Here is a 24602-nt window from a genome sequence, read left to right on the forward strand (position 1 = left end):
GTAGTTATCGGCCCGCCGGACACTGCTCGTAACACTAGACCCAGCCGTTAATACTGACTTAATTGCCACGATAAATATTAACGTTTCTCACCATCGCACTCCTTAACAATTTTAAAGTCGAGGTATGTCGAGTTTTACTGGAGTAAAATTTGTTAATAATATGAAAAATGGTTTTTTATCCTTATTTTATTAAAGGCAGATAAATTCCGCTTAAGCTAAATTTATTAATCTATATTTAACCACGAAAGCCTGTGTCATCAGGTTTTTGCCGCCAGGGTTCGCTAGCAAAAAAACAGAACCCGGTTTGAGCGTCGTCCTTTGGCAGTTTTTGGCAGTATGTGAGTCCACCAGAGAATTTCCATACGCAACCTGGTTGCATGAATACACATCGGTGTAAGTTGTTATTGGGAGTTATCATGGGCGAAAAAAAGAGTTTATTACTGGCCTTGCTGGCTGCTGCAACCTTGTCATTGGCTTCAGGTGTGCAGGCTGCGGGGACTTTGACAGGGCAAGTTGGCATTCAGTTGACGATCGGTAGCGGATGTACCGTGGGTAACGGCGGTGCAACCGGCGGTGCCAACCAATGGGGGACCTTGAACTTTGGCAGTTACTCCGATCTGACCAGCGTGATCAACGGTACGGTATTTGGTGCCAATGGTTCCAGCGCGGTCACCATCACCTGCAGCACTGGCCTGAGCCCAACGCTGTCGCTCAATGGCGGGCTGGCGGCAACGGGCGCGCTGCGTGCCATGAGTTCCGGCGGCGACACCATTCCTTATCGCCTCTATTCTGATAGTGCGCGTACCACGGAAATCGCCATTAATACGCCGATTGCCTTGACGACGGGCACGACCGCACAAAACATCCCGATTTATGGCCGCGTATTACCTGGCGACCAGCTCAGTACCACACCAACCGCAGGGACTTACAACGATACCGTAGTTGCCACGCTTTCCTGGTAAGGCTGTTATTCCGTCGGGGGCGAATCAGCCCCTGGCTGGTTTTCTCTACGGGAAGGAACGAGCATGGGGATCAAGGTATTGCTGCTGTTGCCAGCGATCTTGTCGCAGTCTTTACTGCTCAACATTCCCTTAGGTCAGGCGGCGACGATCGGCATTGCAGCCACGTTGCTGCCCGCCTGTGAAGCGGGAACGACAACGTCGGGCAATACCAGCTTTGGCACGATGAATTTCGGCACTTTTGCCGCTGTGAACACTGTGATCAACGCGACCAGCGCCCAGTTGGCGGGCTCAATCCGTGTCAAATGCGTCAGTGGTCTGAGTTATAAAATCTTGCTGGATGGGGGCAGCAGTGGCGTGGTCACGAATCGCAAAATGGTGAATACCAACAATAGCTCGATTAGCGTGCAGTACAACCTTTATACCAACCAACCCGGAGGGACGATTTGGGATAACACCACCGGGCTAAGTGACACCGGCAACGGAGCAGATCAATGGCACACCGTCTATGGCCGTGTTCCGGCGCAAACCACACCGGCTGCCGGTGTTTATCTGGATACGGTGAATGTCACCGTGTCCTGGTAGCGGGGGGCATTGATGCGCCATGTCTCCTTGATCCTGCTACCGTTGATGATGTGCGGTGCGCTACGTGCTGCCACGCCAACCACCACGACCTTTACCGTGACGGCAACCCTGACCAACGGCTGTGCTTTTGGCAGCTCATTTTCCAGCCCTACCTCCAACCTTGGCACCATCAATTTCGGATCCATGACGACCATTACCAGTAATGTCGATACCGTGAGTACCGCCGGTGCCGGTTCGGTGGTGGTGACCTGTACGCCGGGAACGACGGTCGCCATTGCTATGGATTACGGGACTCACGGTGGCAGCGCAACCCGGCGTTTCATGCAAAACACCGCCAATAGCGACACTCTGGGTTATCAGCTGTTTCGCGATGCCAACCGTAGTCAGGTCTGGGGCAATGGCGCATTGGTGATGTCTATCCCCAGTTTTCCCAGTACCACACAAACTTACCCGGTTTATGCCCGGTTATACGCCGTGACCACACTGCCTTCGGCAGGAACTTATACCGATACGGTCACCGTAACATTAACTTATTGAATCATCAGGATATGAGCTATGTCGACCTTGTTTACCCGCATTATCAGCGCTGTAGTACTGAGTTACACCCTGTGTGCTTCAATCACGGCACAAGCCGCCAGCTCGGTGCTGGTTTGGCCGGTATATCAAATCATTGAGTCCGATCAGAACGGCTCTGCATTATGGCTGGAAAATCGCGGGGCAGAGCCCGTTTCTCTCCAGGTGCGGGTGCTGGCATGGAAACAGGAAAATTTTAATGAGCGCTATGCCGATCAGAATAATGTGGTCGCCAGTCCACCTTTTGCTACCGTACCGCCGGGGCAACGCCAACTGATCAGGTTGATCCGCAATACGCCGGTACCGGCCAATACCGAGCAGGCGTACCGCATCATCGTTGATGAAATCCCGTCGCCGATCAGTGGCGCTGCCGGGGGGCAAAGTAAAGCGGTGGTCGGGCTGCAGTTACAGATGCGCTATCTGCTGCCGCTGTTTATGGATGGTGCTGGCTTGTGGACCAACGAACGTAGCGATATCAAACGCGATGCTGCCACGGCGACGCGTCCAGTGCTGCAATGGCGCACGGTCAATGACGGCGGGAAAACCTATTTACAGGTTCGTAATAGCGGCATTGTGCATGCGCGGCTGAGTAATGTGTTCTGGTCAGAGAAAGGCAACCAACAGCAGGGCGTGAAAACCATGATCGCGGGCTTTATGGGCTACGTCTTGCCAGGGCAGTCAATGCGCTGGCCGGTTCCTGCCGGGGTTAGTCCTGGTGCGCAACTCAATGCGCAAATTGCCGATAACACCAAACCCATCGTCATTCCGCGCGGCGAATAGCGGCAGGAAGCGCGACGAATGCCGAACCGAGCCATTACTCGTCCCGGTCATCAGTATCCGCTGTATTGCCGGGGCGGTCTGTGCCTGCTATGCCTGAGTACCTTCTGCGTTCAGGCGCAGGAGTACTCATCATTGCCCGATGCCCCGCGTGCGGCACCGGTGATCACCAATGCAATGTTCTACCTGACCCTGGTCGTCAATGGCCAGAGCGACGGCCAGGTGGTTCCTGTGACCTATCGGGAAAATGCGTATTACGTGGAGGCCGGCGTGCTGGCAAAGAACCACGTACGGACCAATGGCCAGCAAGGGTTGATTAAGGTCGAGGAGTTGCCAGGGGTGAAGGTGAAATATGATTCTGCCGCCCAGCAGCTGATTTTTCAGGTACCGGATACCTGGCTGCCAAAACAGGACGTCGGCGGCGGCGAGCTGATGAATTACACCGTGGCGCAAAGTAGCACCGGTCTGCTGCTAAACTACGATGCCTATTATACCGATCCCCACGAAGGTTCCAGTTCGGTTGCCACCTGGATGGAGCAACGCTTGTTCAGCAATGCGGGGATTATCAGTAATACCGGGACCTATCGCTACAATATCGACACCGTATCGGGCGACGGCGGCAGTGCCGTTCAAGACCGCTATTTGCGCTACGATACGTTCTGGCGTTATAGCGATGAACAAGATCTGATCAGCTATCAGCTTGGGGATTTTGTCAGTAACTCGCTAACCTGGAGTAATTCGGCCCGCATGGGGGGATTACGCATCAGCCGCAATTTTGCCCTGCGCCCGGATCTGGTGACCTATCCGCTGTTGCAATATAGCGGTACCGCAGCGGTCCCCAGCACTGTGGATTTATTTCTCAACGGCTTTAAGGCCAGCAGCAATAACCTGAACTCCGGGCCGTTTACCCTCACCAATGTGCCTTACATCAACGGGGCCGGTGAAGCGACGATCGTTACCACCGATGCGGTCGGGCGCCAGGTATCAACCACGGTGCCGTTTTATGTATCCAATACCCTGCTGCGTAAAAACCTGAGCGACTTTGATGTGTCACTCGGCGCGGTGCGCCAGAATTATGGCATCTCTAATGGCGATTATTCAGATGCAGCCTTCAGCGGAATTTACCGCTACGGGCTGAGTAACTATTTGACGCTTTCAGGGCACAGCGAGGCCACGCAAGGGCTGGCGCTCGGCGGGTTAGGGGCCGATATTGCGGTGGGAACCTGGGGGACGCTAAGCCTGTCTGGTAGCCAGAGCAAAGCCAACCATCCGCCAGTAGCGACCAGCGATGTGGTGAATGATCAGATTGTCCTGCCAAATACACCAGGTATGTCTGGCACCAATCAGGGTATTGATAATCCGCTGGGAACTAACGTGACGGACAAAAAAGACGGTAGTCAGTACACGTTGGGCTACTCCTATAATTCGACGTTATTCAGCTTTTCGGCACAGCGGGCCTCGCGCACCGTGGGCTATCAGGATCTCACATCTTACACCAGCAATACCCGCCTGAGCCGTCAATCCGATCAGGCCACCTTCAGCGCTTCGCCGTTCGGCTCAAGCAATGGCACCCTGGGCTTGGGCTATTACGACGTCCAGGCCTATGATAACTCTCATACCCGCCTGGTGAACTTCTCTTACAGCCGTGCCCTGTGGGGGCAGAGCAGCATGTTTGTCTCACTCAACAAAACGTTGGGGGATAACGGCTACAGTGCGCAGCTGCAATTCATTATTCCACTGGGCAGTGATGTCAGCCTCAATGCGGGGTTGGCACGTAACAATAATGGGCATTATCAGCAGCAGGTGGGGGCCAGCAAGGCGGCTCCCACGGATGGCGGCATGGGCTGGAACCTGGCTTACAGCGGCGGTGGTGATGGCTATCAACAGGCCGATGCCACCTGGAAAACCCGCTATGCTACGCTGCAAGGCGGCATCTTTGGCCCACAAGGGGAATACACCAATTGGGCAGACCTGAGCGGCTCAGTGGTGTTCATGGCCAACTCCTGGTTCCTGTCGGACAAGATCAACGACGCGTTTATCGTGGTGGATACCGACAATTACGCCGGGGTTTCGGTACTGTACGAGAATCAGAAGATGGGCACCACCGACAGCAACGGGCATCTGCTGATCCCGTCGATCAGCTCGTACTATCCGGCCAAGGTCGAGATCGACACGCTGCCGTTACCGGCGGACGTGGTGGCCAACCAGGTCAACAATCGCATTGCCGTTAAGCAAGGTAGCGGGATGGTGGTGAAATTCCCGGTACAAAAAGTCCTTTCGGCCAATATCACGCTACATGACACCGCCGGGCAACCGCTGAAGCTGGGCACCTTGGTCACGGAACAAACCACGCAACAAACCACCGTTGTCGGTTATGACGGGCTGGTGTACTTCTCGCATTTACAACCCCATGGCCAGTTAAGTATCCAGCGGGAGGATCGCTCGGTATGCCGTGTGGGCTTCGACCTGAACCCTAATTATCACAGCATTGAACAGGTCGGGCCGCTGGTCTGCCAAGGCAGTGCTGAAGAGAAGAAATCATGATTATGCTATTACGATGGATGCGAGCAGGATTGGCATTGATGCTGTTGGCGGGTTTTATTCCATCAGGAAGGGCGGGCTGCACGGCTACTCCCACCAACGGTTCGCTGGGCACGCAAAACTCCTTTGCGGTCAGCAGCGCCCCATTGGTCACCTCCGTAAGTAGCGGGCTGACCTGTACTGGCGGGTTGCTCAATATTGGCGGCACCAATACCATTACCGCCACCATCGGCACGACGTTGCACCCTGTCAGCACCCAGCCACGTTTATTCAGCGCGGCTACCGGCCAGTATTTGCCTTATAGCCTGTGCCAGGATGGTGGCTGCAGTACGCTTTATAATCAGGGCAGCGTTATTACCTGGAGCAATACCACCGCGTTGGGTTTACTCGGTTTGTTCACCGGGCCAAACAGTACGCTGCCGATTTTTATTCGACCGCAAATGAACTCTAATCTGGCTGCCGGCACTTATACCGACACCATCCCGATTACCTGGTCCTGGAGCATCTGCTCAATTGCGGTAGGCAATCTGCTTTGTCTCCCTGATACCGGTAGTATAACGAGCGGTTCCAATATTAATCTGTCGCTCGTCATCACCAACTACTGCTATATCGACAGCGCGCCGAACGTCGGTTTTGGGACTGCGGCCTTGCCGTCTGGCCTCACCGCGGTTGTTGCCAATACCATCAGCGTACGTTGTACCCTAAATGCCAGCTATTCTGTCAATCTGACCAGCAGCGTCGCCAGTTCGGGGCAATATCGGCAAATGGCGTCTACGGTAAACGGCACCACCAGCTATATTCAGTATCAGTTGTTCAAGGGGGATAGCACCGTTTGGACCGCCGCCACCAATAGCAACGCGACGGGCACGGGCACCTCGCAATCCTTCCCCTATACTGCTTCGGTTAATCTCTCGCAAAATAACCAGCCAGCAGGGAGTTATAGTGACACTGTAACGGTGACCGTGGCCTATTAAATGTTATTGATGGAAATCCAACACTCCATCACGCACCAGTTCGCGGGGCAGGCTGTTTTTAATCCGGCTGCCGATCAGTTTGGCCAGCCCTAGCGGCTGATGCTGATAAGTGACGATACACTCATTGCTTTGTGGGGGTTGCGAGGGGTAGAGATCGCGGCCATGAAACCACTCCTGGGCCAGCGCCGCATCAAGCTCAAACGTCTGTGGGTTGCCACTGGCAGCCAAGGCGATCACCGCCTCATGCTGCCAGCGGAACCCTTTTGGGAAGCGTTCCGCCAACTTAAGGCCAATGCGTGAAAAACGCACTTTGCTGACTAAAGGCTCCAGCTCGGCGGGGAACAGCCAGATTTCTTTATCCCGCGCCCATAATTTGCTGGTGTCATCCCAGGTTAAGCCAGAAGCTGCGGCAGCCTGTGCCACCAGTGCGGACTCCTGGGCCGAGAGCGGGGTGAAGGGGAACTTACCCAGTTTATAGCTCGGTTTGGCCAGGGCCGGAACGCTGTGATTTTTACGCAGCCGGGCGACAAAGAAGCCTTCACTGTCATAAATCTGCGGGAATACGTGCAGGAAGCCTTCTGGGGTGAGGGCAAGCTGTGCCTGTGGGAACAGATCGTCCAGTGGCTCTACGCTGACGGCATCGCCGTAGGTGGCCAACAGTTGATGCACCACTTGCTGATTTTCCTGAGCATTCAACGTGCAGGTGGAGTAAACCATCACGCCGCCGGGTGCCAGGGCGTGGAAGGCGCTGTCGATCAGTTCCCACTGGGTTTGCGCGATGCTCGCTACGCTTTCTGGTGACCAGTTGCTCATGGCATCCGGATCTTTACGCACCACGCCCTCACCAGAGCAGGGCGCATCCAGCAGGATGGCGTCAAAGCTTTCCGGTAAGGCGGCGCCAAACACCCGGCCGTCGAAATGGGTCAGCGCCGTATTTTTGACGCCGCAGCGGCTGATGTTGGCGTGTAATACCTTGACCCGACTAGCCGAATATTCATTGGCGACAATGCCGCCCTGGTTGCCCATCAACGCGGCGATCTGGGTGGTTTTGGAACCCGGCGCGGCGGCGACATCCAGCACCCGGCGCGGGGTCTCACGCCCGGCAAACAGGGCGCTCACCGGCAGCATGGAGCTGGCTTCCTGAATGTAGAACAGGCCGCTTAGATGCTCCGCCGCGCTACCCAGCCGTAATGCTTCGTCCTCGCGCTCGATCCAAAAGCCTTCTGAGCACCAGGGGATGGGTTCCAGCCGCCAGTCGTAGTCTTTTACCAGCGCCAGAAAGTCGGCAACGCTGATTTTCAGCGTGTTGACCCGCAGGCTACGCCGCAAGGGTTGTTGGCAAATAGCGATGAAGTCATCCATGGATAAATGGTCAGGCATGATGGCGCGAGTCGCGTCGAGAAACGCAGGAGGCAAAAAAGCAGGGGCAGGTTTAGCCACAGGGAGCTCTCAGGGCGGAAAAAAATCGAAGGGGCTAGTTTACCATAAACTGCCTGCCTGAGAATACCGGCAAGTTACGGTCAATGAGATGGATGACAAAGCAGCAATGATAGGGATTATTCAGGTGGCGGCAGCTTCGGTACGGTGAACTCGGCAGGGTTCAGAACAGTGAACCCTGCCGATAGCTATCAGTTATCCCTCGGGATGGCGGTGCCCCATTCGCGCCAATCTTTCGGCTCTTCCGCATTCAGCAGGAAGTGTTTGTTCGGCGTGGCTTTAGGGGCCAATGGAATGCTTGGTGGGGTGGCAAAGGCAATACCACCGCGAATAAACTGCTGGAAGGTACCGCTCTTTATCACACCGCCCGTCAGGCCAAACTGCAGGTTATAGCCAGAGGCCAGCCAGAAGACGCTGTTGTTACGCACCAGATGCTGGTATTTCTTGCTGACGCGCAGTGAGACGTGAACACGATCTGACATCGCCCCCAGATAGAAACCGGTCACGGTACCCACCTCAATGCCACGGAACAGGATCGGCGTGCCGATTTGCAGCGAACCGGTTTCTGCGGCGTCCAGGATCACGCTCAGCCCATCCAGGTAGCGGGAGTCGGTAATGCTGGCTTCCTGTAGCTCAAAAGTGCGCATTGAGCCGCCGTGGCCAGGTTCCACGTTGATATAGGGCTGCAACAGGGAGTCCAGATTATTGACCCCCGCGGCAGAAATCTCCGGTGACACGATGGCGAAACGGCTGCCGAGACGGGCAAAGGTTTTCACATACTCTGGGTACAATACTGCTTTTGCCAGCACCTCGTTACGCTCCGGTGCCAGTTTCAGAGATTCAAGCTGGCCGATATCAATGCCCAGATAGCGTATTGGCATGCCAGGGGACAGTTTGCTGGCATCATAGGTGCGTAGCGTGATCTGGCTACCCACGGCGCGAGCGGCGGTTTCGGAGGCGTACAGCACGCGTTTGGCCCCTTTATCCAGCGTAACGCCCTGCAGGTTATCAAAGCTGATGGCGCCTTTCAGCGCGCGGTTGAGCGGAGAAGCCTGCACCGTGAGGCCGCTGCCGTTCAATTGCACCTTGGCACCACCTTCCGCCCAGAAAATGCTTTCGCTGGTTAACAGCTTGCGGTATTCCGGGCTGATATAGACCTCAACGTCAAACTCGTTGGCTTTGGGCCGTACGTTGACAATCTCACCCACCTGGAACTTGCGGTATAACACCACCGAGCCGGCTTGCACATCTGGCAGGCTGGCAGCGGTAAGCGTCAAGGTCGGCAGTGGGTTGTTGCCGACGATGCCCTCGGCGGCTTTTTCCGCGTTGCTGTACAGCGGATACTGAGCGTCCGGTTCGCCTTTACCTCCAGGGATCAGGCGTACGCCGCCGTCCAGCCACTCCTGGGCGCTGGCACCCAACACCTGCACGCCGTCCAGCCCGAATTTGACATCCACACGGCTGTTGACCACGAATTTACTGTCTTTATGCAGCAAACTGCGGTGTTGAGGTTCGATCGCCGCCGTAAAGGTTACGCCGCTGTCGGTCAGGGTTCGTGTCAGGATCTGGCCAATCTTGATGCCGTGCACGATTAACGGTTGCCCGACGTCGATGCCGTAGCTTTGCGGGGCATTCAAGGTGACCGTTACCACGCCAGGCTGTTGCAGCAGCGTTTTACTGCTGTCCAACACGGTAAAGTGCTGCTGGGGTTCTCCATCACCCGGCACCAATTCCAGGGTGTTGCCGGTCAACAGCTGGCTTAGCTTGGCGTCGTTAAGGCTGATTTTTGGGCTGCGCATCTCAATGCGCGTGCCACTACGCATCAGATCGACCACCGAAGGATCGATGGTGAGTTCGCCGGTTACCTTGCTATCCTGTTGCAGAGCCAGGCGAGTCAAGGTGCCGACCTGCAATCCTTGATACATCAGCGGTGTGCGCCCCTCGCTAAGGCTGTTGCCGTCGGGCAGGTCCAGCGTGATATTCACCCCGCGTTGGCTGCGGGCCAGGTCCGGATACAGCGTATAGTTTTGATCGGCTTTGGCCTGCTTGCCGTCGAGCGGGGAATCAAAGGCTATCGCACCATTTACCAGCGCTGCCAGACTTTCCATCTGCACGCTGGCACCGGACAGGCTGAAATCGCCTTTAAAACCGGAAACGTTCCAGAAGCGGGTGTTATCCTTCACCAGATTGGCAAAGCGGCGGTCGATCAGCACGTCGATGATCACGCCCTTGTTACCTGGTGAAATAGTGTAGTCGTAAACTTTACCAACAGGGATTTTGCGATAATAGACCAGCGAGCCAGTGTTCAGGGAACCGAGGTCGTCTGCTTGCAGGTGGATCATCAGCTCACCGGTGTTCAGACGGTATTTCGGCTGCGTGTCCAACGCGGTGAAGTGGGTTTGTGGCTTGCCCCTGCCCGGCATCATGCCGATGTAGTTACCCCCTACCAGCGCATCCAGGCCGGAAACCCCGGCCAATGAGGCTTTAGGGGTTACCAGCCAAAATTGTGTGCCTTCCCGCAGTGAGTCTTCCAGATCGCTCTTGATACTGGCTTCAACCACGATACTACGCAGATCCTTGCTCAGCGAAATGCTTTGCACGGTACCCACCTCCACACCCTGGTAACGTACCGGCGTGCGGCCAGCGACAATACCTGCCGCAGACTGGAAGTCTATGGTGACGCTATTGCCGCTCTCCTGGTAATTGGTATAGACCAGCCACCCGGCAATCAGCAGGGCGATAAACGGCAGTAACCAGAATGGCGAGATACGGCGCTTGTTTTTGACCCGCGCCTCAGTCGGCGTATTCGGCGTTTCCTGTTGCATGTGCATCCCAAATCAATCGGCTGTCCAGCCACTGTACGGCAAGGATAGTTAAAATAACCGCAGACCCAAAGTAAAAAGCTGCTGGCCCCATAGTAAAAGATAACAGTTGGTCGCGATTGATCAGCGACATCATCAACGAGATCACGAACAGATCGAGCATCGACCAGCGGCCAACCCAGGTGACCAGCCGGAGCAGCCGGATACGGGTTTTGAGGCTGTGCGACGTTTTGAAATGAATGCTGAACAGCAGCACCAGCAGGACGATCACCTTGGTAAAGGGTACCAGGACACTGGCGATAAATACGATGGCGGCGATCGGCATATTACCCGAATTGGCCAGCGAAACGACGCCGCTGAAAATGGTATCTTCCATACGCGCGCCGTTGGCGTAAACCACCGAGATCGGCAGCAGGTTGGCGGGGATCAGCAGCACGATGGCGGCAATCAGCGCGGCCCAGGTTTTTTGCAGGCTGTAAGGTTGGCGATGGCACATCGGCACATGACAGCGGGGGCAGCGGCCACGCTCATCCTGAAAACCGGTAAAATGGCAGGCCAGGCAGACGTGTAACGCCTCTGGTTTACCCTCTGGCTGTTCCTGCGGATAGTAGCGTTCCCACATCTGCTCCAGGTTCATGTGGATCAGCGTCAGCAGGCTGAGCAGGGTCAATGCCAGATAGGCAATCAGGGCGCTGCCGGGGTGAATATCTGCATATTCCTTGACCTTGATCGCCGCGACCACCATACCGATCAGGTAAATATCGAGCATGATCCACTCTTTCAGACGCTCCAGCATCAGCAACACAGGCCGCAGGTTCATGCCGAGCGCATGGCCAAACCACAGATACAGCAATGACAGTGATAGCGTCAGCGGCGCGCCGATGGTGCAGAAGGCGACCATACTGGCAGTAAACGGATCACCCTGGCTGCTCATTTGCCAGATGCCTTCCAACAGGCTAGCGTTAATCTTCGTGCCGAGCAGACGAATGCTGATCAACGGCTCGCTAAAGGCAAAGGGCATCAGCAACAGCATGGTGACGGCTACGGCGGTCAGGCGAGTCATTGACCAGTCGCGGCCATTCACCACCTTGGCGTTGCAGCGTGGGCAGTAGGCGGCCTGATTGCGGGTTAACGACGGCAACGTGAACAGTAAATCGCATTCACAACAGCGTTGGTGGCGAGCCTTGGAGAGCGGGCCGGTAATGGCGAGTATCTTCATCATGAGTGCTGTTTGGCGACCTGAGGTCTACTTAGCGTAGCTGGAAAACCAACCCGTCAATGCCATCAACCGGTAAAAAGGGATTGGCATCGCAGGTTACAAATGATTTTTAGACGGCAAACATACCCTGTTGTACCGTGTTTTGTGAAGCAACAGATGATTAACCTTGTGGCTATACGCATTTAATGCTTATTTTATAGGGGTTAAGTCTGGGCTATTTGAGTATTTGAACGGTTAATCATGACTAAAGAATCATTCTACGCGGAATTAAAACGCGATTTGAGCGCATTGCTGGATGGGGAAGATAATTTTATCGCCGCATTGTCTAACGCCAGTGCGCTACTCAATGAGCGTCTTGATGACGTAAACTGGGTCGGTTTTTACCTGATGGAAGGCCATCAACTGGTGCTAGGCCCGTTCCAAGGCAAGATTGCCTGCGTGCGGATCCCGTTGGGTAAGGGCGTGTGCGGTACGGCAGCGGCGCAGAACCAGGTGCAGCGCGTTGGCGATGTTCATGCATTTCCTGGACATATCGCCTGCGATGCAGCCAGCAACGCGGAAATTGTGTTGCCGTTAGAGGTCAGTGGTCAGGTCATCGGTGTTCTGGATATCGACAGCACAGTTTATCAACGCTTCGATGAACAGGACGAAATCGGCCTGAAAGCAGTGGTGGCGGGGCTTTGCGCACGGCTGGCACAGAGCAATTTTGCGAAATATGTCACTGTAGCGGCAAGTTGATCTACGGTTAACGTGGCATTTAGCGATGGCGTCATTATAATGACGCCTGTTCATGCCTGCGGCTTGTTGGCAACCCGTTGTAATCAGGAAATTTCATGGAAAATCAACACAAGTTGAACACAGTTAAAGAAGTCATTGCTTTTCTTGCCGAGCGTTTCCCGCTCTGCTTTAGCGCCGAAGGCGAAGCACGCCCGCTGAAAATCGGTATTTTTCAGGATCTGGTAGAACGTGTACAAGGGGAAGAGAACCTCAGCAAAACTCAGCTGCGTTCAGCTTTGCGCCTGTATACCTCAAGCTGGCGTTACCTGTACGGTGTCAAAGTTGGCGCCCAGCGTGTAGACCTGGACGGTAACCCGTGCGGTGAGCTGGAACAGCAGCATGTCGATCATGCTCGTCAGCAGCTTGAAGAGGCCAAAGCGCGAGTTCAGGCGCAACGTGCCGAACAGAATGCCAAAAAACGTGAAGCTGCTGGTGAGTCTGCCACTGCCGAGCCTCGTCGTCCGCGTCATGCCGGCAAAAAGCCAGCCGTACGTCGTGAAGGCGGAGCCGCAGCAGAGAACCGCAAGCCGCGCACACAACAAGCACGCCCACAGCAAGCTCGTGAACCTCGTGTAGCCAAAGAGGCCAGCCAGCCGCGTCATGTGCCAGTCACAGACATCTCAAAACTGCAAATTGGCCAGGAAATCAAAGTCAGAGCAGGTCAGAGCGCGATGGACGCAACCGTACTCGAAATCGCTAAAGATGGCGTTCGTGTACAGCTCTCCTCCGGTCTGGCGATGATTGTGCGCGCAGAACACTTGCAGTTCTGATACGGAGGCCAACCAAGGCATGAACAAATTTGTCAGATTAACCGCAGTTGCGGCTTTGCTGTGGGCAGGTGTCAGTTACGGAGCGGATACAGCCAACATCCGCATCGATCAACTGCCCAAGCTTGAGCAGGAAGCTGAACATGCAACCGTGAGTGAGCGCGTAACCTCGCGCTTCACTCGCTCTCATTATCGCCAGTTTGTTCTGGATGCGGATTTTTCAGGCAAGATCTTCGATCGTTACCTGAATATGCTGGACTACAGCCACAATGTGCTGCTGGCCTCCGACGTCGCGCAATTTGCCGACAAACGCAGCACGCTGGGTGAAGAGCTGAAATCCGGCAAACTGGTTACGCCTTATGCGCTGTTCAATCTGGCGCAAAAACGCCGCTTTGAGCGCTATCAGTATGCGCTGTCACTGCTCGACAAGCCGATGAACTTCACCGGCAATGACACCATTGACGTAGACCGCAGCAAAGCGCCGTGGCCGAAAGACAAGGCCGAATTGGATCGTCTGTGGGACGCCAAGGTCAAATACGATCAGTTGAACCTGAAGCTGACCGGCAAAACGGATAAAGAGATCCGTGACACATTGACCAAGCGTTATCAGTTTGCGATCAAACGCCTGACGCAAAGCAACAGCGAAGACGTGTTCTCGCTGATCATGACTGCGTTTGCCCACGAAATCGATCCGCATACCAACTACCTGTCGCCACGCAATACCGAACAGTTCAATACCGAGATGAGTCTCTCGCTGGAAGGGATTGGTGCCGTGTTGCAGATGGATGATGATTACACCGTGATCAACTCCATGGTGGCAGGCGGCCCGGCAGCCAAGAGCAAGGCGATCGCCGTGGGCGACCGTATTGTCGGCGTTGGCCAGGCAGGCAAACCGATGGTGGATGTGATCGGCTGGCGTCTTGACGACGTCGTCTCGCAGATCAAAGGGCCGAAGGGTAGCAAGGTTCGCCTGGAGATCCTGCCGGCAGGTAAAGGCACCAAAACCCGTATTGTTACGCTGACTCGTGAGCGTATCCGTCTAGAAGATCGCGCAGTCAAAATGACGATCAAGACCGTCGGCAAGCAGAAGGTCGCGGTGATGGACATCCCTGGCTTCTACGTCGGCCTGACCGATGACGTAAAAGTCCAGCTGCAAAAAATGGCCAAGCAGAATGTCGACAGTCTGATTATCGATCTGCGCGGCAACGGCGGCGGAGCATTGACCGAGGCGGTATCGCTTTCCGGTCTGTTTATCCCAAGTGGCCCAGTTGTTCAGGTGCGTGATAACAACGGCAAGATCCGTGAAGATGCGGATAACGACGGCGTTGTCTACTACAAAGGCCCGCTGGTGGTGCTGGTTGACCGCTTCAGCGCCTCCGCTTCCGAGATCTTTGCTGCGGCAATGCAAGACTATGGCCGTGCGCTGATCGTGGGCGAGCCTACCTTCGGTAAAGGCACGGTGCAGCAATACCGTTCACTGAACCGGATTTACGATCAGATGCTGCGCCCTGAATGGCCCGCGCTGGGCTCTGTCCAGTACACCATCCAGAAGTTCTACCGCGTTGACGGTGGCAGCACCCAGCGTAAAGGCGTCACACCAGATATTCTGATGCCAACGGGGATCGATCCGGCAGAAACCGGCGAGAGCTTCGAAGATAACGCCATGCCGTGGGATAGCATCAATGCAGCTGCCTACACCAAAACCGGTGATTTGAAGCCGTTTGAACCGCAACTGCTGAAAGACCATGCGCAGCGTATCGCCAAGGATCCCGAGTTCCAATACATCGCGCAGGATATTGCCCATTACAAGGCGTTGAAAGACAAGCGCAACATCGTTTCTCTTAATCTGGCTATCCGTGAGAAAGAGAACCATGACGATGATGCTACGCGCCTGAACCGTATTAATGAGCGCCTGGAGCGTGAGGGTAAGAAACCGCTGAAGTCCCTGGAAGATCTGCCAAAGGACTACAAGGAGCCGGATCCGTATCTGGATGAAACGGTCAAGATCGCGCTGGATCTGGCCAATAACGAAAAGCAGCAGCCATCGCAACAGACGGCCGCCGCCAAGTAAGTTATTTGCGGATTTAACGTTATCGAGCGCACCTACGGGTGCGCTTTTTTTTCGCTATACTCGCACTAAAATTTCTGTTGGGGTCTCCACTCTGTGCTCCGAGATCGTTTACACTTTGTAAAACCCTTGTTTCTTCGTGACTTTGTAAAGTTACGTATTTTTAGTGGCTTAATGGCCTGCCAATCTTGAAATTGTGACCAATGCCCATAAGATCTGGGTATCTGAGGTCGCCTTTTGTTAACAAATAACGAGGAAGTAAACATTCTATGATGCGTATAGCTTTGTTCCTGCTCACCAACCTGGCGGTGATGTTGGTTTTCGGGCTGGTGCTTAGCCTGACAGGGATCCAATCCAGTAGCGTTCAGGGCCTGATGATCATGGCCGGTCTGTTCGGTTTTGGCGGTGCATTTGTTTCACTGCTGATGTCCAAATGGATGGCGCTGCGCTCCGTCGGTGGGGAAGTGATTGAACAGCCGCGTAACGAAACCGAACGCTGGCTGTTGGACACGGTGCGTCGCCAATCGCAGCAGGCGGGTATCGCCATGCCGCAGGTGGCTATCTACCAAGCGCCTGACATTAACGCCTTTGCAACCGGCGCACGCCGCGATGCATCGCTAGTGGCGGTTAGTACCGGCTTGCTGCAAAGCATGAGCCGTGATGAGGCGGAAGCGGTTATCGCCCACGAAATCAGCCACGTTGCCAATGGCGACATGGTGACCATGACGCTAATCCAAGGGGTGGTGAACACCTTCGTGATCTTCGTGTCTCGCCTGATTGCTCAGGTGGCCGCCGGTTTCCTCGGTAACCGTGATGGGGAAGGCGAAGGTAACGGCAACCCGATGATTTACTTCGGTGTTTCGATGGTGTTGGAGCTGGTATTTGGTATTCTGGCCAGTATTATCACCATGTGGTTCTCACGTCATCGTGAATTCCACGCCGATGCGGGTTCAGCCAAACTGGTTGGCCGTGAGAAGATGATCGCTGCGCTGCAGCGCTTGAAAACCAGCTATGAACCGCAGGAAGCGGGCACCCTGATGGCTTTCTGCATCAACGGCAAATCCAAGTCGTTCAGCGAGCTGTTTATGTCGCACCCGCCGTTGGACAAGCGTATCGAAGCGCTGCGTTCCGGCCAGTATCTGAAATAACCCTGTATCAAGCAAAAACCCCGGCGAGCCGGGGTTTTTGCTATTCAAACGGGCGCAGTGCTCGATAAGCTATTTACCGGGTTCGGCGAGGTTCGCACGGGGTTGAGTGATGCGCAGGCAGCTCACCACGGCAGCGACGCTGGCGAAAGCTCCCGCCAATACCAATGAAGCGTGTGTGCCGCTGGTGGGGAACAGGTTGAACATTAATGCCACCAGCGCCGCGCCGGAGGTTTGCCCCAACAGGCGCGCAGTACCAAGCATGCCACTGGCTCCGCCACTGCGGTGGCGTGGAGCGGCAGAAATAATGGTATGGTTGTTGGGCGACTGGAATAACCCAAAGCCCGCACCGCAAAGCACCATGCGCCAGATGATATCCAGATCCGTCGGGTTATGTGGCAACAGTGCCAGCAGGAACAAACCGAGCGCGAAGGTCGCCAAACCAATCCCTCCCAGTAACCCCGCATGAACACGCTCCACCAGGCGGCCTGCAATCGGTGCCATCACGATAATGGCCAACGGCCAGGGCGTTAACAGCAAACCCGTCGCCACCTCGTCACGGCCCAGAGAGGCCTGCAGGAAGAAGGGCAACGACACCATAGCCAACATCTGGGCGGCAAAAGAGCAGATCGAGGTGCCCATCGACAGCGCAAAAATAGGGATGCGCAGCAGATCCACCGGCAGTAAAGGGGATGTCTGCCGCAACTGACGGCGCACAAAGAAGTAACCGATCACCAGCAATGCCGCGATTTCAGCGGCAATCAGCAGCAGACTTTGCCCCTGGGCAAAACCGCTAATGGCGGTGATCAGTAGACCAAACGTCAGGGCATTCATCAGCGCACTGGTGGGGTCAAAGCGCTGATTGCTGCTTTTCTGGCTATTAGCCGGCAGATATTTCATTCCCAGCATCAGTGCGACGATGCCGATCGGCAGATTGATGGCAAACAGCCACTGCCAGGAGGCCACGGATAAAATGGCGGCGGCGACCGTAGGCCCAGCGGCGGAAGAGAAGGCTACGATCAGCGAGTTTATTCCGATGCCACGGCCAAGAAAGCGTTGCGGATAGATAATGCGGATCAGTGCGGTATTGACGCTCATAATCGCCGCGGCACCAAACCCTTGCAGCACGCGTGCAATCGTCAGTGTTAATAGCGAATCGGACAGTGCGCAGAATAATGAAGTAATACTGAATACCAGCAGACCAGCCTGATAGATACGGCGATAGCCAATCAGATCGCCCAAGGACGCCAGCGATAGCAACGAGATGGTGATCGCCAACTGATAGGCATTGACCACCCAGATCGAGCTGGCCGGGCTGGCGTTGAGATCGCGGGCGATGGTCGGCAAGGCCACGTTGGCGATAGCTCCGTCAAGTACTGAAACGGTAATGCCCAGCGCAATGGCCAGGATCGCTCCGTAGCGTTGCGGGACGGGTAAGCCGTCGGAATTAGCAAGCGTTGTCATGGAGATGGTTACTAAACAGGGGGAATATTACAATGCTAATCATATTTCCCGCCGAATGCACCCGCCGTTTCTGTGCTAAATGTAAAAGCAGTGGGATGTCTGCCGCTAATCCCATCAATAATGGCGAATATTGCGCAACTTCCATTGCATGGGGTGAAATGTTCCGATTATACTGAAACTCTTGTTCAAATTTCCTAAAACAAAAATAGTTAAGTTAAGGTATTAACCATGGCTAACGCAGATCTAGACAAACAACCGGATTCCGTTTCATCAGTGCTGAAAGTGTTTGGCATCCTGCAGGCACTGGGTGATGAGCGTGAGATCGGCATTACCGAGCTTTCACAGCGGGTAATGATGTCCAAAAGTACCGTTTACCGTTTCCTGCAAACCATGAAGTCGCTGGGTTATGTCTCACAGGAAGGGGAGTCGGAGAAATATTCGCTGACCCTCAAGCTGTTTGAACTGGGTGCCAAATCGCTGCAAAACGTCGATTTGATCCGCAGCGCGGACATCCAGATGCGTGAACTGTCTAACCAGACGCGTGAGACCATCCACCTGGGGGCGCTGGATGAAGACAGCATCGTCTATATCCACAAAATCGACTCCATGTATAACCTGCGTATGTATTCACGCATCGGTCGCCGCAACCCGCTACACAGCACCGCGATTGGTAAAGTTCTGCTAGCCTGGCGCGATCGCGGCGAAGTGGAAGAAATCCTGTCCCACGTCGAGTTTACCCGCAGCACTCCGCACACCATCGCCAGCGCCGCTGAATTACTGCCGCTGTTGGATAAGGTCCGTGAGCAGGGGTTTGGCGAAGATATCGAAGAACAGGAAGAAGGCTTGCGCTGCATCGCGGTGCCAGTATTTGACCGTTTTGGCGTGGTGATCGCGGGCTTGAGCATCTCCTTCCCGACCATCCGCTTCTCTGAAGAAGGCAAAGAGGGCTACGTGGCGCAGTTGCACACCGCCGCTCGTCTGATTTCAGCGCAAATGGGTTATCACGACTACCCGTTTTAAGCTTGCCGCAGTTGTAGGGGGCCGAATATAGCTTCGCCCCTACGCTTTCCCTCCCAGCCTTTGTTATCTCCCTCGGTTTATAAAATCCCACTGCTCTGCTATCGGCCCATCTTGCACTCTTTGAACAAGTGACGTGGAACACCGGCAATAGCTGGGCGAATAGCAAAGAGGTCGCCAGAATCAGGGTATTCAGCCAGTTCAGAGCGCGTCATGGCAAAGCGCGCCGTAGTGATGAATAAGGTTTCCAAACCTTCCCCGCCAAAGCAGCAACTGGTGGGGCGCGGCACGGGCATGGCGACGCACTCGCCCAGGCTGCCGTTACGGTCGTAGCGCAGCAAACATCCTCCGTTGAACATACAGACCCACAATCCACCGGCTCGATCCAGGGCAATACCATCGGGACGTCCAAGTCCTGCCGGGGTTTCGGCGAAGCGCATTACGGCCTCCAGTTCCCCGTTGGGAGTGTATGCGGCCCGAAATATTGAACGTGCGATGGAATCGACAAAGAACAGCGTGTGGCCATCTTCCGACCAGGCCAGGCCATTAGGCAGCGCGATATTCCTCTGGATGGTTTGGGCGTTCAGTTCACTGTCATAGCGGTACAGCGCTCCGGCCTCACGGTTCGGCCCCTCGTGCATCAGGCCGGTAATAAAGCGTCCTTGCGGATCGCAGGCCCCGTCGTTGAACCGATAGCAGCCTTTGTTATGGACAGCGGTAGAGTGCGTGCGGACCACGCCTTCCTTGGGATCCAGAATGGCAACCCGCGTATCTTCGGTGAAGATCAGATTGCCTCTATCCGTAAGGGCCAAGGCACCGATGCGCGCCGTCGATTGATAGACGGATGCCACTCGTGCTTGCGGGGTCATGACGTTAATCTTGCCACCAGAGATATCGACGAAGTACAAAAGGCGGTTGTCTTTATCCCAGACTGGACTCTCGCCAAGGTCGGCACGGACTTCGGCGATCTTGTGCAGACGACACTCGTCACACATCGCCAAACTCCTTGATGCGCGGCCAATTGTGGGCGACATCCTCCACGCTGGCACACTCAATTCGCGACAGATCCGTAGGATAGGTTACGCCGGGGTTTTCACAAAAGCGGGTTGCAGTGAACTGACCGTTGCTGGCGCGCAGGATAACGCCTGTGTCCTGACATAACGAGCTGGCCAGATACAGCAAGCCCGGCACCACCCACTCGGGTTTTAGGTCTGTGGGTGGCTGTGTGATCCCCCACATACGGGTCTTGGCTACTGGAGAGATGGCGTTGACCAGAATGCCGTCCGGTTTTCCTTCCATACTCAGGGCATTCATGATGCCCACTTGGGCCATCTTGCCAGCGGCGTAGGCCGTCAGGCCTGGCTGCGCGTAGCGTTGATACATGGCACGGTCAGAGGTTGTCAGCACGATCCGTGGTGATGGGGAAAGCTTGAGATGCGCCCAGGCGTGCTTGCTCAACCAGATCGGCGTACGCACGTTGATGCCAAGGGAGCGCTCAAGGAATTCCTCTTCCTGTGTCTCAATGGGCTGATAGCCGACCCAACCCGCGTTGTGGATCAGGATATCCAGCGCGCCGAATTGCTCGATGGCCAGCGCTACGAGTTGTTGGCAGCCATCCTCGTTATCCAGGCGCCCGCTGTGGGTGATGAACGATCCACCGTCGACCTGCAAGGCATGTATCGCCTCCCTCATCACGTCTGGGTCAGCCCCGTCTCCGGTAAGGCTGGTTCCCAGGTCGCTAACGATTACCCGTGCGCCACGCTCCAAGAGGGCCTTGGCGTAAGCTTTCCCAAGTCCCCGGCCACCGCCAGTGACAATCGCTACCTTGTCTTTGAACGGCTCGTTTAAGCGTCGATCTGTCATCATGTACCTCCGTTTGGCAATAGCACGATGATGGAGCGACCGCTCCTGAGTGTAAAATATCTTATTTGTACCGAAACAAGACTTATCAGGTTTCAATCAAGGGCGAGATGCCATGGCATCTCGCACCTCATCGATCAGTTTGTCTCGAATAGGACAAGGCGAGTGCGGGTTCCAAGCCATCAGAAATTCCACATTCCGCAGTGCGTCTGGTGCATTGACCTGGATTGGCCGGAATACCACGTCTTTGCGACCCTCCTGCGCCAACGACGCGGGCAACAGTGCAACGCCGAAGCCGCTGGCCACCAAAGCAACCAGAGTTTGCAGCTGACGCGCCTGTTGAGCAATGCATGGTATGAACCCTGCTGCTGCGCAAAGCTGAACCAGCTGGTCATGGAAGCCCTGGCCCAGGTGCCGTGGTGACGATACGAAGGCGTCATCTCGCAGTGCGGCCAGTGGAATGATCTCATGGCACGCGAGAGGGTGTGTGGCTGGCAGGCCAATCATGATGGGTTCTCGCAGAATGGACTCGAAGCGCAGCTCCGGAGCCGTCCTGCCCGGTGACCTCATGAAACCGAGCTCGGCGCGGCCATGTTCCAGTGCCTCGACCTGCTCTTGAGTCGTGGCCTCACGCATCGTGAAGGAGATGGCGGGGAATGCAGAGCGGAAGCGCTGCAATGCGCCTAGCAATGCGTCATAGGGGGCGATATTAATGAAGGTTAACGTGAGATGGCCTTCGATGCCTTGCGCTACTCGCCTGGTCTGTTCGACGCCTTCATCAAGCAGGCGCAACACTTTTCTTGCCGTTGCCAGAAAGTCGGTTCCAGCAGGCGTGAGCGACACGCTGCGATTGGTGCGTTCAAACAGGGGAGCGCCGATCTCATGCTCCAACCGACGAATAGCCTGACTCAACGGGGGTTGTGCCATATGCAGCCGTTGTGCTGCGCGATTGAAGTGTAATTCCTCGGCGACGGCGATGAACTGATGTAGCAGGCGCGTTTCAATCATAATGGGCTCCACGGATCCTATTTGCTACACACTAATACTAATGAGATATCATTGGCAGTCATGACGAAAAAAAACCGGCGCCTGGGCACCGGTTCAGTTTGCGGATCAGTCTAGTATTACCGGTGAGCCAGTTCCGTTTCGTCTTCGCTGTCCATAATGGCTTTGTCGGTCTGCTTCATCAGTTGGCTGGTGACGGTACCTGCGGTCATCGAACCACTAACGTTCAGCGCGGTACGGCCCATGTCGATCAACGGTTCAACCGAAATCAGCAGGGCGACCAGGGTCACCGGCAGGCCCATCGCTGGTAGCACAATCAGCGCAGCAAAGGTCGCGCCGCCGCCCACACCGGCAACACCGGCTGAACTGACGGTAACAATGCCGACCAGCGTTGCGATCCACAGTGGATCCAGCGGGTTGATACCCACGGTTGGCGCAACCATCACCGCCAGCATTGCCGGGTAGAGACCCGCGCAACCGTTCTGACCAATAGTGGCACCAAAGGACGCTGAGAAGCTGGCAATCGACTCTGGCACGCCCAGACGGCGAGTCTGCGCTTCGACGTTCAGCGGGATGCTGGCAGCGCTGGAACGGCTGGTGAAGGCAAAGGTCAGCACCGGCCACGCCTTGCGGAAGAATTTCAGCGGGTTAACGCCGGTGAAGCTCAGCAGCAGACCGTGAACCACGAACATGATCGCCAGACCAAGGTAAGAGGCAACCACAAAGCTGCCCAGCTTAATAATGTCGTGGATATTGGAGCCTGCAACGACCTTGGTCATCAACGCCAGTACGCCGTAAGGAGTCAGCTTCATCACCAGACGGACCAGCTTCATCACCCAGGCTTGCAGGGTATCGATAGCTACCAGCACGCGCTGGCCTTTCGGTTGGTCATCTTTAAGCAGTTGCAGAGAAGCCACACCGAGGAAGGCAGCGAAAATCACCACGCTGATGATTGACGTTGGGTTAGCCCCGGTCAGATCGGCAAACGGATTTTTCGGCACAAATGACAGGATCAATTGTGGCACACTCAGATCGGCCACTTTACCCGCGTAGTTGGTTTCAATCGCCGACAAACGAGCCGTTTCTTGTGTGCCCTGGACCAGACCCTCTGCGGTCAACCCGAATAGGTTGGTGACCAATACGCCCACCAGTGCGGCAATCAGCGTGGTAAACAGCAGGGTACCAATGGTCAGGAAGCTGATTTTGCCCAGTGAAGAAGCGTTATGCAACTTGGCTACCGCGCTCAGGATAGAGGCGAAAACCAGCGGCATCACGATCATTTGCAGCAGCTGTACATAGCCGTTACCGACGATGTTAAACCAGCCGATGGACTCTTTCAGCACCGGGTTGTCCGAGCCGTATACCAGTTGCAGTGCCAAACCGAACACCACACCCAGTGCCAGGCCAACCAGCACTTTTTTAGCCAGGCTCCATTGCTTATGGCGGGTTTGCGCCAACAGCAAAAGGAGGGCGGCAAAAACCAGCACGTTTAATACGAGCGGTAGATTCATCCCCAGTTTCTCCAATCTTGTTTTCTTATAATAAAAGGTGCCACGCACCGATGTAATGCGATGTAAATATCCTAACAGTTTGCGGTGCAGCGCACTTATATCCAAAAAGAATTTAATATAACTTTTGGCTTAAAAACGGTGATGTAATGAGCGGGAAGGTGGAAAAATAGGCGTTATTTTGTGATCACAGTCTAATATTTTTTATTTGCTCAAAATAGGACTGCACCGGAAGAGTGTAATCCCCTTGCCAGTAAATGGCGAAAGCCACCAGGCATAGACACAGCACCCGCTCCAGCTGGTTGCCTTTTTGTGAATTCAATATTGGCAAGCAGAAACGCCAGCGGCAGGGCCAAAGTAACGGCACGCCGGCAGGGGTGAGCATATCGGCCAGCAGGTGGCTGAAATACCCGATAATCATGGCGTGTAGCACGTCTGCGGGGATAGGCCAACTGCGCGGCACTTCTAGCTGAAATAGCCACATGCCGCCGACGATCGCCAGCAGGCTGTGGGTGAAACCACGGTGACCAAAGGCGCGTGAGATTGGGATCGCGATCCAACGCAGGCGCTGGCCCAAGATGGATTTAGGGTGATCGATGTCGGGTAACAGCGACGTCAGCAGCGCGGCAGGAATGATGTGCCACCAATCGCCAGCGGCGAGCACGGGGGTCACCTCCGCTTTCTTGGCAAAGATCGCGCAGGCAACTGAAAATATGAGATGTCCTTCCGCGGTCATGTTGCTATATTCCGGCTACTAAACTGTTAATTTATCCAGTATATGGGAATTTTTACAGTTACGGAAGCGGTTACCCTGTAACGAGTTGTTAATTTTACGCCGTTTTACAAAGGGTTGAAACGGCGTGCTTGACGGGTAAGTTACACAGCTAGGCTCGTAATGTAGGGGCGCTGCAATGCTGCGTTCGCTCAACTTCGCGGGAAGATAATGTCGCAACCGGCCTGCGCCAGCCCAATCGCAATGCCTTGTCCCAGGCCGATATTGCAGCCGGTGAACAGCGCCACCTTTCCCATTAAGTCGAAGGAATTCAGAATAATAGCATTGCTCTCTAGCCGTGAGGGAAGAAAGCACCGGGCTTACGACGGCTA

General features: G+C 55.1%; 20 protein-coding genes and 1 pseudogene. 11 read left to right on the forward strand and 10 right to left on the reverse strand.

Features of this window, described 5'->3' with window-relative positions; translation table 11 throughout:
- Positions 1-416 precede the first annotated feature (416 nt).
- The 6 genes from ACKWMY_RS09340 (at position 417) to ACKWMY_RS09365 (ending at position 6409) form a co-directional block, all read left to right on the forward strand.
- Entirely contained in the window at positions 417-962 is a 546-nt protein-coding gene (locus ACKWMY_RS09340; RefSeq protein WP_024529979.1) for a spore coat U domain-containing protein, read from the forward strand.
- Between the two features lie 63 nt (positions 963-1025).
- Positions 1026-1544, forward strand: coding sequence for a spore coat U domain-containing protein (locus ACKWMY_RS09345; protein WP_074030947.1), 519 nt, complete (start codon positions 1026-1028; stop codon positions 1542-1544).
- A gap of 12 nt (positions 1545-1556) precedes the next feature.
- A complete protein-coding gene (locus ACKWMY_RS09350; protein ID WP_074030948.1) occupies positions 1557-2081 on the forward strand; it encodes a spore coat U domain-containing protein in 525 nt (174 codons plus the stop codon).
- Positions 2082-2099: 18 nt separating this feature from the next.
- Positions 2100-2897 (forward strand): molecular chaperone, encoded by a 798-nt coding sequence (locus tag ACKWMY_RS09355; protein ID WP_024529982.1) that lies wholly within the window; start codon positions 2100-2102, stop codon positions 2895-2897.
- 18 nt (positions 2898-2915) lie between these two features.
- Entirely contained in the window at positions 2916-5438 is a 2523-nt protein-coding gene (locus ACKWMY_RS09360; protein WP_409486218.1) for a fimbria/pilus outer membrane usher protein, read from the forward strand.
- Complete coding sequence (locus tag ACKWMY_RS09365; RefSeq protein WP_409486219.1) at positions 5435-6409, forward strand: spore coat protein U domain-containing protein; 975 nt, start codon at positions 5435-5437, stop codon at positions 6407-6409. The genes ACKWMY_RS09360 and ACKWMY_RS09365 overlap by 4 nt, the downstream gene beginning before the upstream one ends.
- A 3-nt stretch (positions 6410-6412) precedes the next feature.
- Here ACKWMY_RS09365 and rsmF read toward each other — a convergent pair whose 3' ends face one another.
- The 3 genes from rsmF to yebS all read right to left on the reverse strand — a co-directional run bounded on the left by rsmF (position 6413) and on the right by yebS (position 11887).
- Positions 6413-7849, reverse strand: a complete 1437-nt coding sequence (gene rsmF, locus ACKWMY_RS09370; RefSeq protein WP_409486220.1) for a 16S rRNA (cytosine(1407)-C(5))-methyltransferase RsmF — start codon at positions 7847-7849, stop codon at positions 6413-6415.
- Positions 7850-8037: 188 nt separating this feature from the next.
- Positions 8038-10671, reverse strand: coding sequence for a PqiB family protein (locus ACKWMY_RS09375; RefSeq protein ID WP_024529986.1), 2634 nt, complete (start codon positions 10669-10671; stop codon positions 8038-8040).
- Positions 10640-11887 (reverse strand): membrane integrity lipid transport subunit YebS, encoded by a 1248-nt coding sequence (gene yebS, locus ACKWMY_RS09380; protein WP_074031035.1) that lies wholly within the window; start codon positions 11885-11887, stop codon positions 10640-10642. Before yebS ends, ACKWMY_RS09375 begins: the two co-directional genes overlap by 32 nt.
- A gap of 240 nt (positions 11888-12127) precedes the next feature.
- On the opposite strand from yebS, the gene ACKWMY_RS09385 reads away from it, so the two are divergent.
- The 4 genes from ACKWMY_RS09385 (at position 12128) to htpX (ending at position 16647) form a co-directional block, all read left to right on the forward strand.
- On the forward strand, positions 12128-12625 hold the full coding sequence (locus ACKWMY_RS09385) for a GAF domain-containing protein (RefSeq protein WP_024529988.1): 498 nt from the start codon (positions 12128-12130) through the stop codon (positions 12623-12625).
- 95 nt (positions 12626-12720) lie between these two features.
- The gene (proQ, locus tag ACKWMY_RS09390; RefSeq protein WP_409486221.1) at positions 12721-13434 is read left to right on the forward strand and encodes an RNA chaperone ProQ; all 714 of its coding nucleotides are present in this window, start codon (positions 12721-12723) and stop codon (positions 13432-13434) included.
- Positions 13435-13453: 19 nt separating this feature from the next.
- On the forward strand, positions 13454-15502 hold the full coding sequence (prc, locus tag ACKWMY_RS09395; RefSeq protein WP_409486222.1) for a carboxy terminal-processing peptidase: 2049 nt from the start codon (positions 13454-13456) through the stop codon (positions 15500-15502).
- 266 nt (positions 15503-15768) lie between these two features.
- On the forward strand, positions 15769-16647 hold the full coding sequence (gene htpX / locus ACKWMY_RS09400) for a protease HtpX (protein ID WP_021178212.1): 879 nt from the start codon (positions 15769-15771) through the stop codon (positions 16645-16647).
- A gap of 69 nt (positions 16648-16716) precedes the next feature.
- Here the strand turns inward: htpX and ACKWMY_RS09405 are convergent, their stop codons facing one another.
- Positions 16717-18108, reverse strand: coding sequence for an MFS transporter (locus ACKWMY_RS09405; protein WP_029712248.1), 1392 nt, complete (start codon positions 18106-18108; stop codon positions 16717-16719).
- A gap of 228 nt (positions 18109-18336) precedes the next feature.
- Between ACKWMY_RS09405 and kdgR the strand changes: the two genes are divergently transcribed.
- Positions 18337-19128, forward strand: coding sequence for a DNA-binding transcriptional regulator KdgR (gene kdgR, locus ACKWMY_RS09410; RefSeq protein ID WP_021178210.1), 792 nt, complete (start codon positions 18337-18339; stop codon positions 19126-19128).
- Between the two features lie 98 nt (positions 19129-19226).
- On the opposite strand, the gene ACKWMY_RS09415 is transcribed toward kdgR, so the two are convergent.
- The 6 genes and pseudogenes from ACKWMY_RS09415 to ACKWMY_RS09440 form a co-directional block, all read right to left on the reverse strand.
- The gene (locus ACKWMY_RS09415) at positions 19227-20120 is read right to left on the reverse strand and encodes an SMP-30/gluconolactonase/LRE family protein (RefSeq protein WP_409486223.1); all 894 of its coding nucleotides are present in this window, start codon (positions 20118-20120) and stop codon (positions 19227-19229) included.
- Positions 20113-20991: an SDR family NAD(P)-dependent oxidoreductase gene (locus ACKWMY_RS09420; protein WP_409486224.1), complete on the reverse strand. Its 879-nt coding sequence runs from the start codon at positions 20989-20991 to the stop codon at positions 20113-20115. Before ACKWMY_RS09420 ends, ACKWMY_RS09415 begins: the two co-directional genes overlap by 8 nt.
- Before the next feature lie 93 nt (positions 20992-21084).
- Entirely contained in the window at positions 21085-21993 is a 909-nt protein-coding gene (locus tag ACKWMY_RS09425) for a LysR substrate-binding domain-containing protein (protein ID WP_024530038.1), read from the reverse strand.
- A gap of 116 nt (positions 21994-22109) precedes the next feature.
- Positions 22110-23501 (reverse strand): L-cystine transporter, encoded by a 1392-nt coding sequence (locus ACKWMY_RS09430; RefSeq protein WP_074030955.1) that lies wholly within the window; start codon positions 23499-23501, stop codon positions 22110-22112.
- Positions 23502-23685: 184 nt separating this feature from the next.
- Positions 23686-24234: a metal-dependent hydrolase gene (locus ACKWMY_RS09435; protein ID WP_074030956.1), complete on the reverse strand. Its 549-nt coding sequence runs from the start codon at positions 24232-24234 to the stop codon at positions 23686-23688.
- A 203-nt stretch (positions 24235-24437) separates the two neighbouring features.
- Positions 24438-24551 (reverse strand): annotated as a pseudogene (locus ACKWMY_RS09440) (2-deoxy-D-gluconate 3-dehydrogenase); the annotation flags it as partial.
- Between the last annotated feature and the right edge of the window lie 51 nt (positions 24552-24602).

It is taken from the genome of Serratia sp. J2 (assembly GCF_046269175.1).
GTDB lineage: Bacteria > Pseudomonadota > Gammaproteobacteria > Enterobacterales > Enterobacteriaceae > Chania > Chania fonticola_C.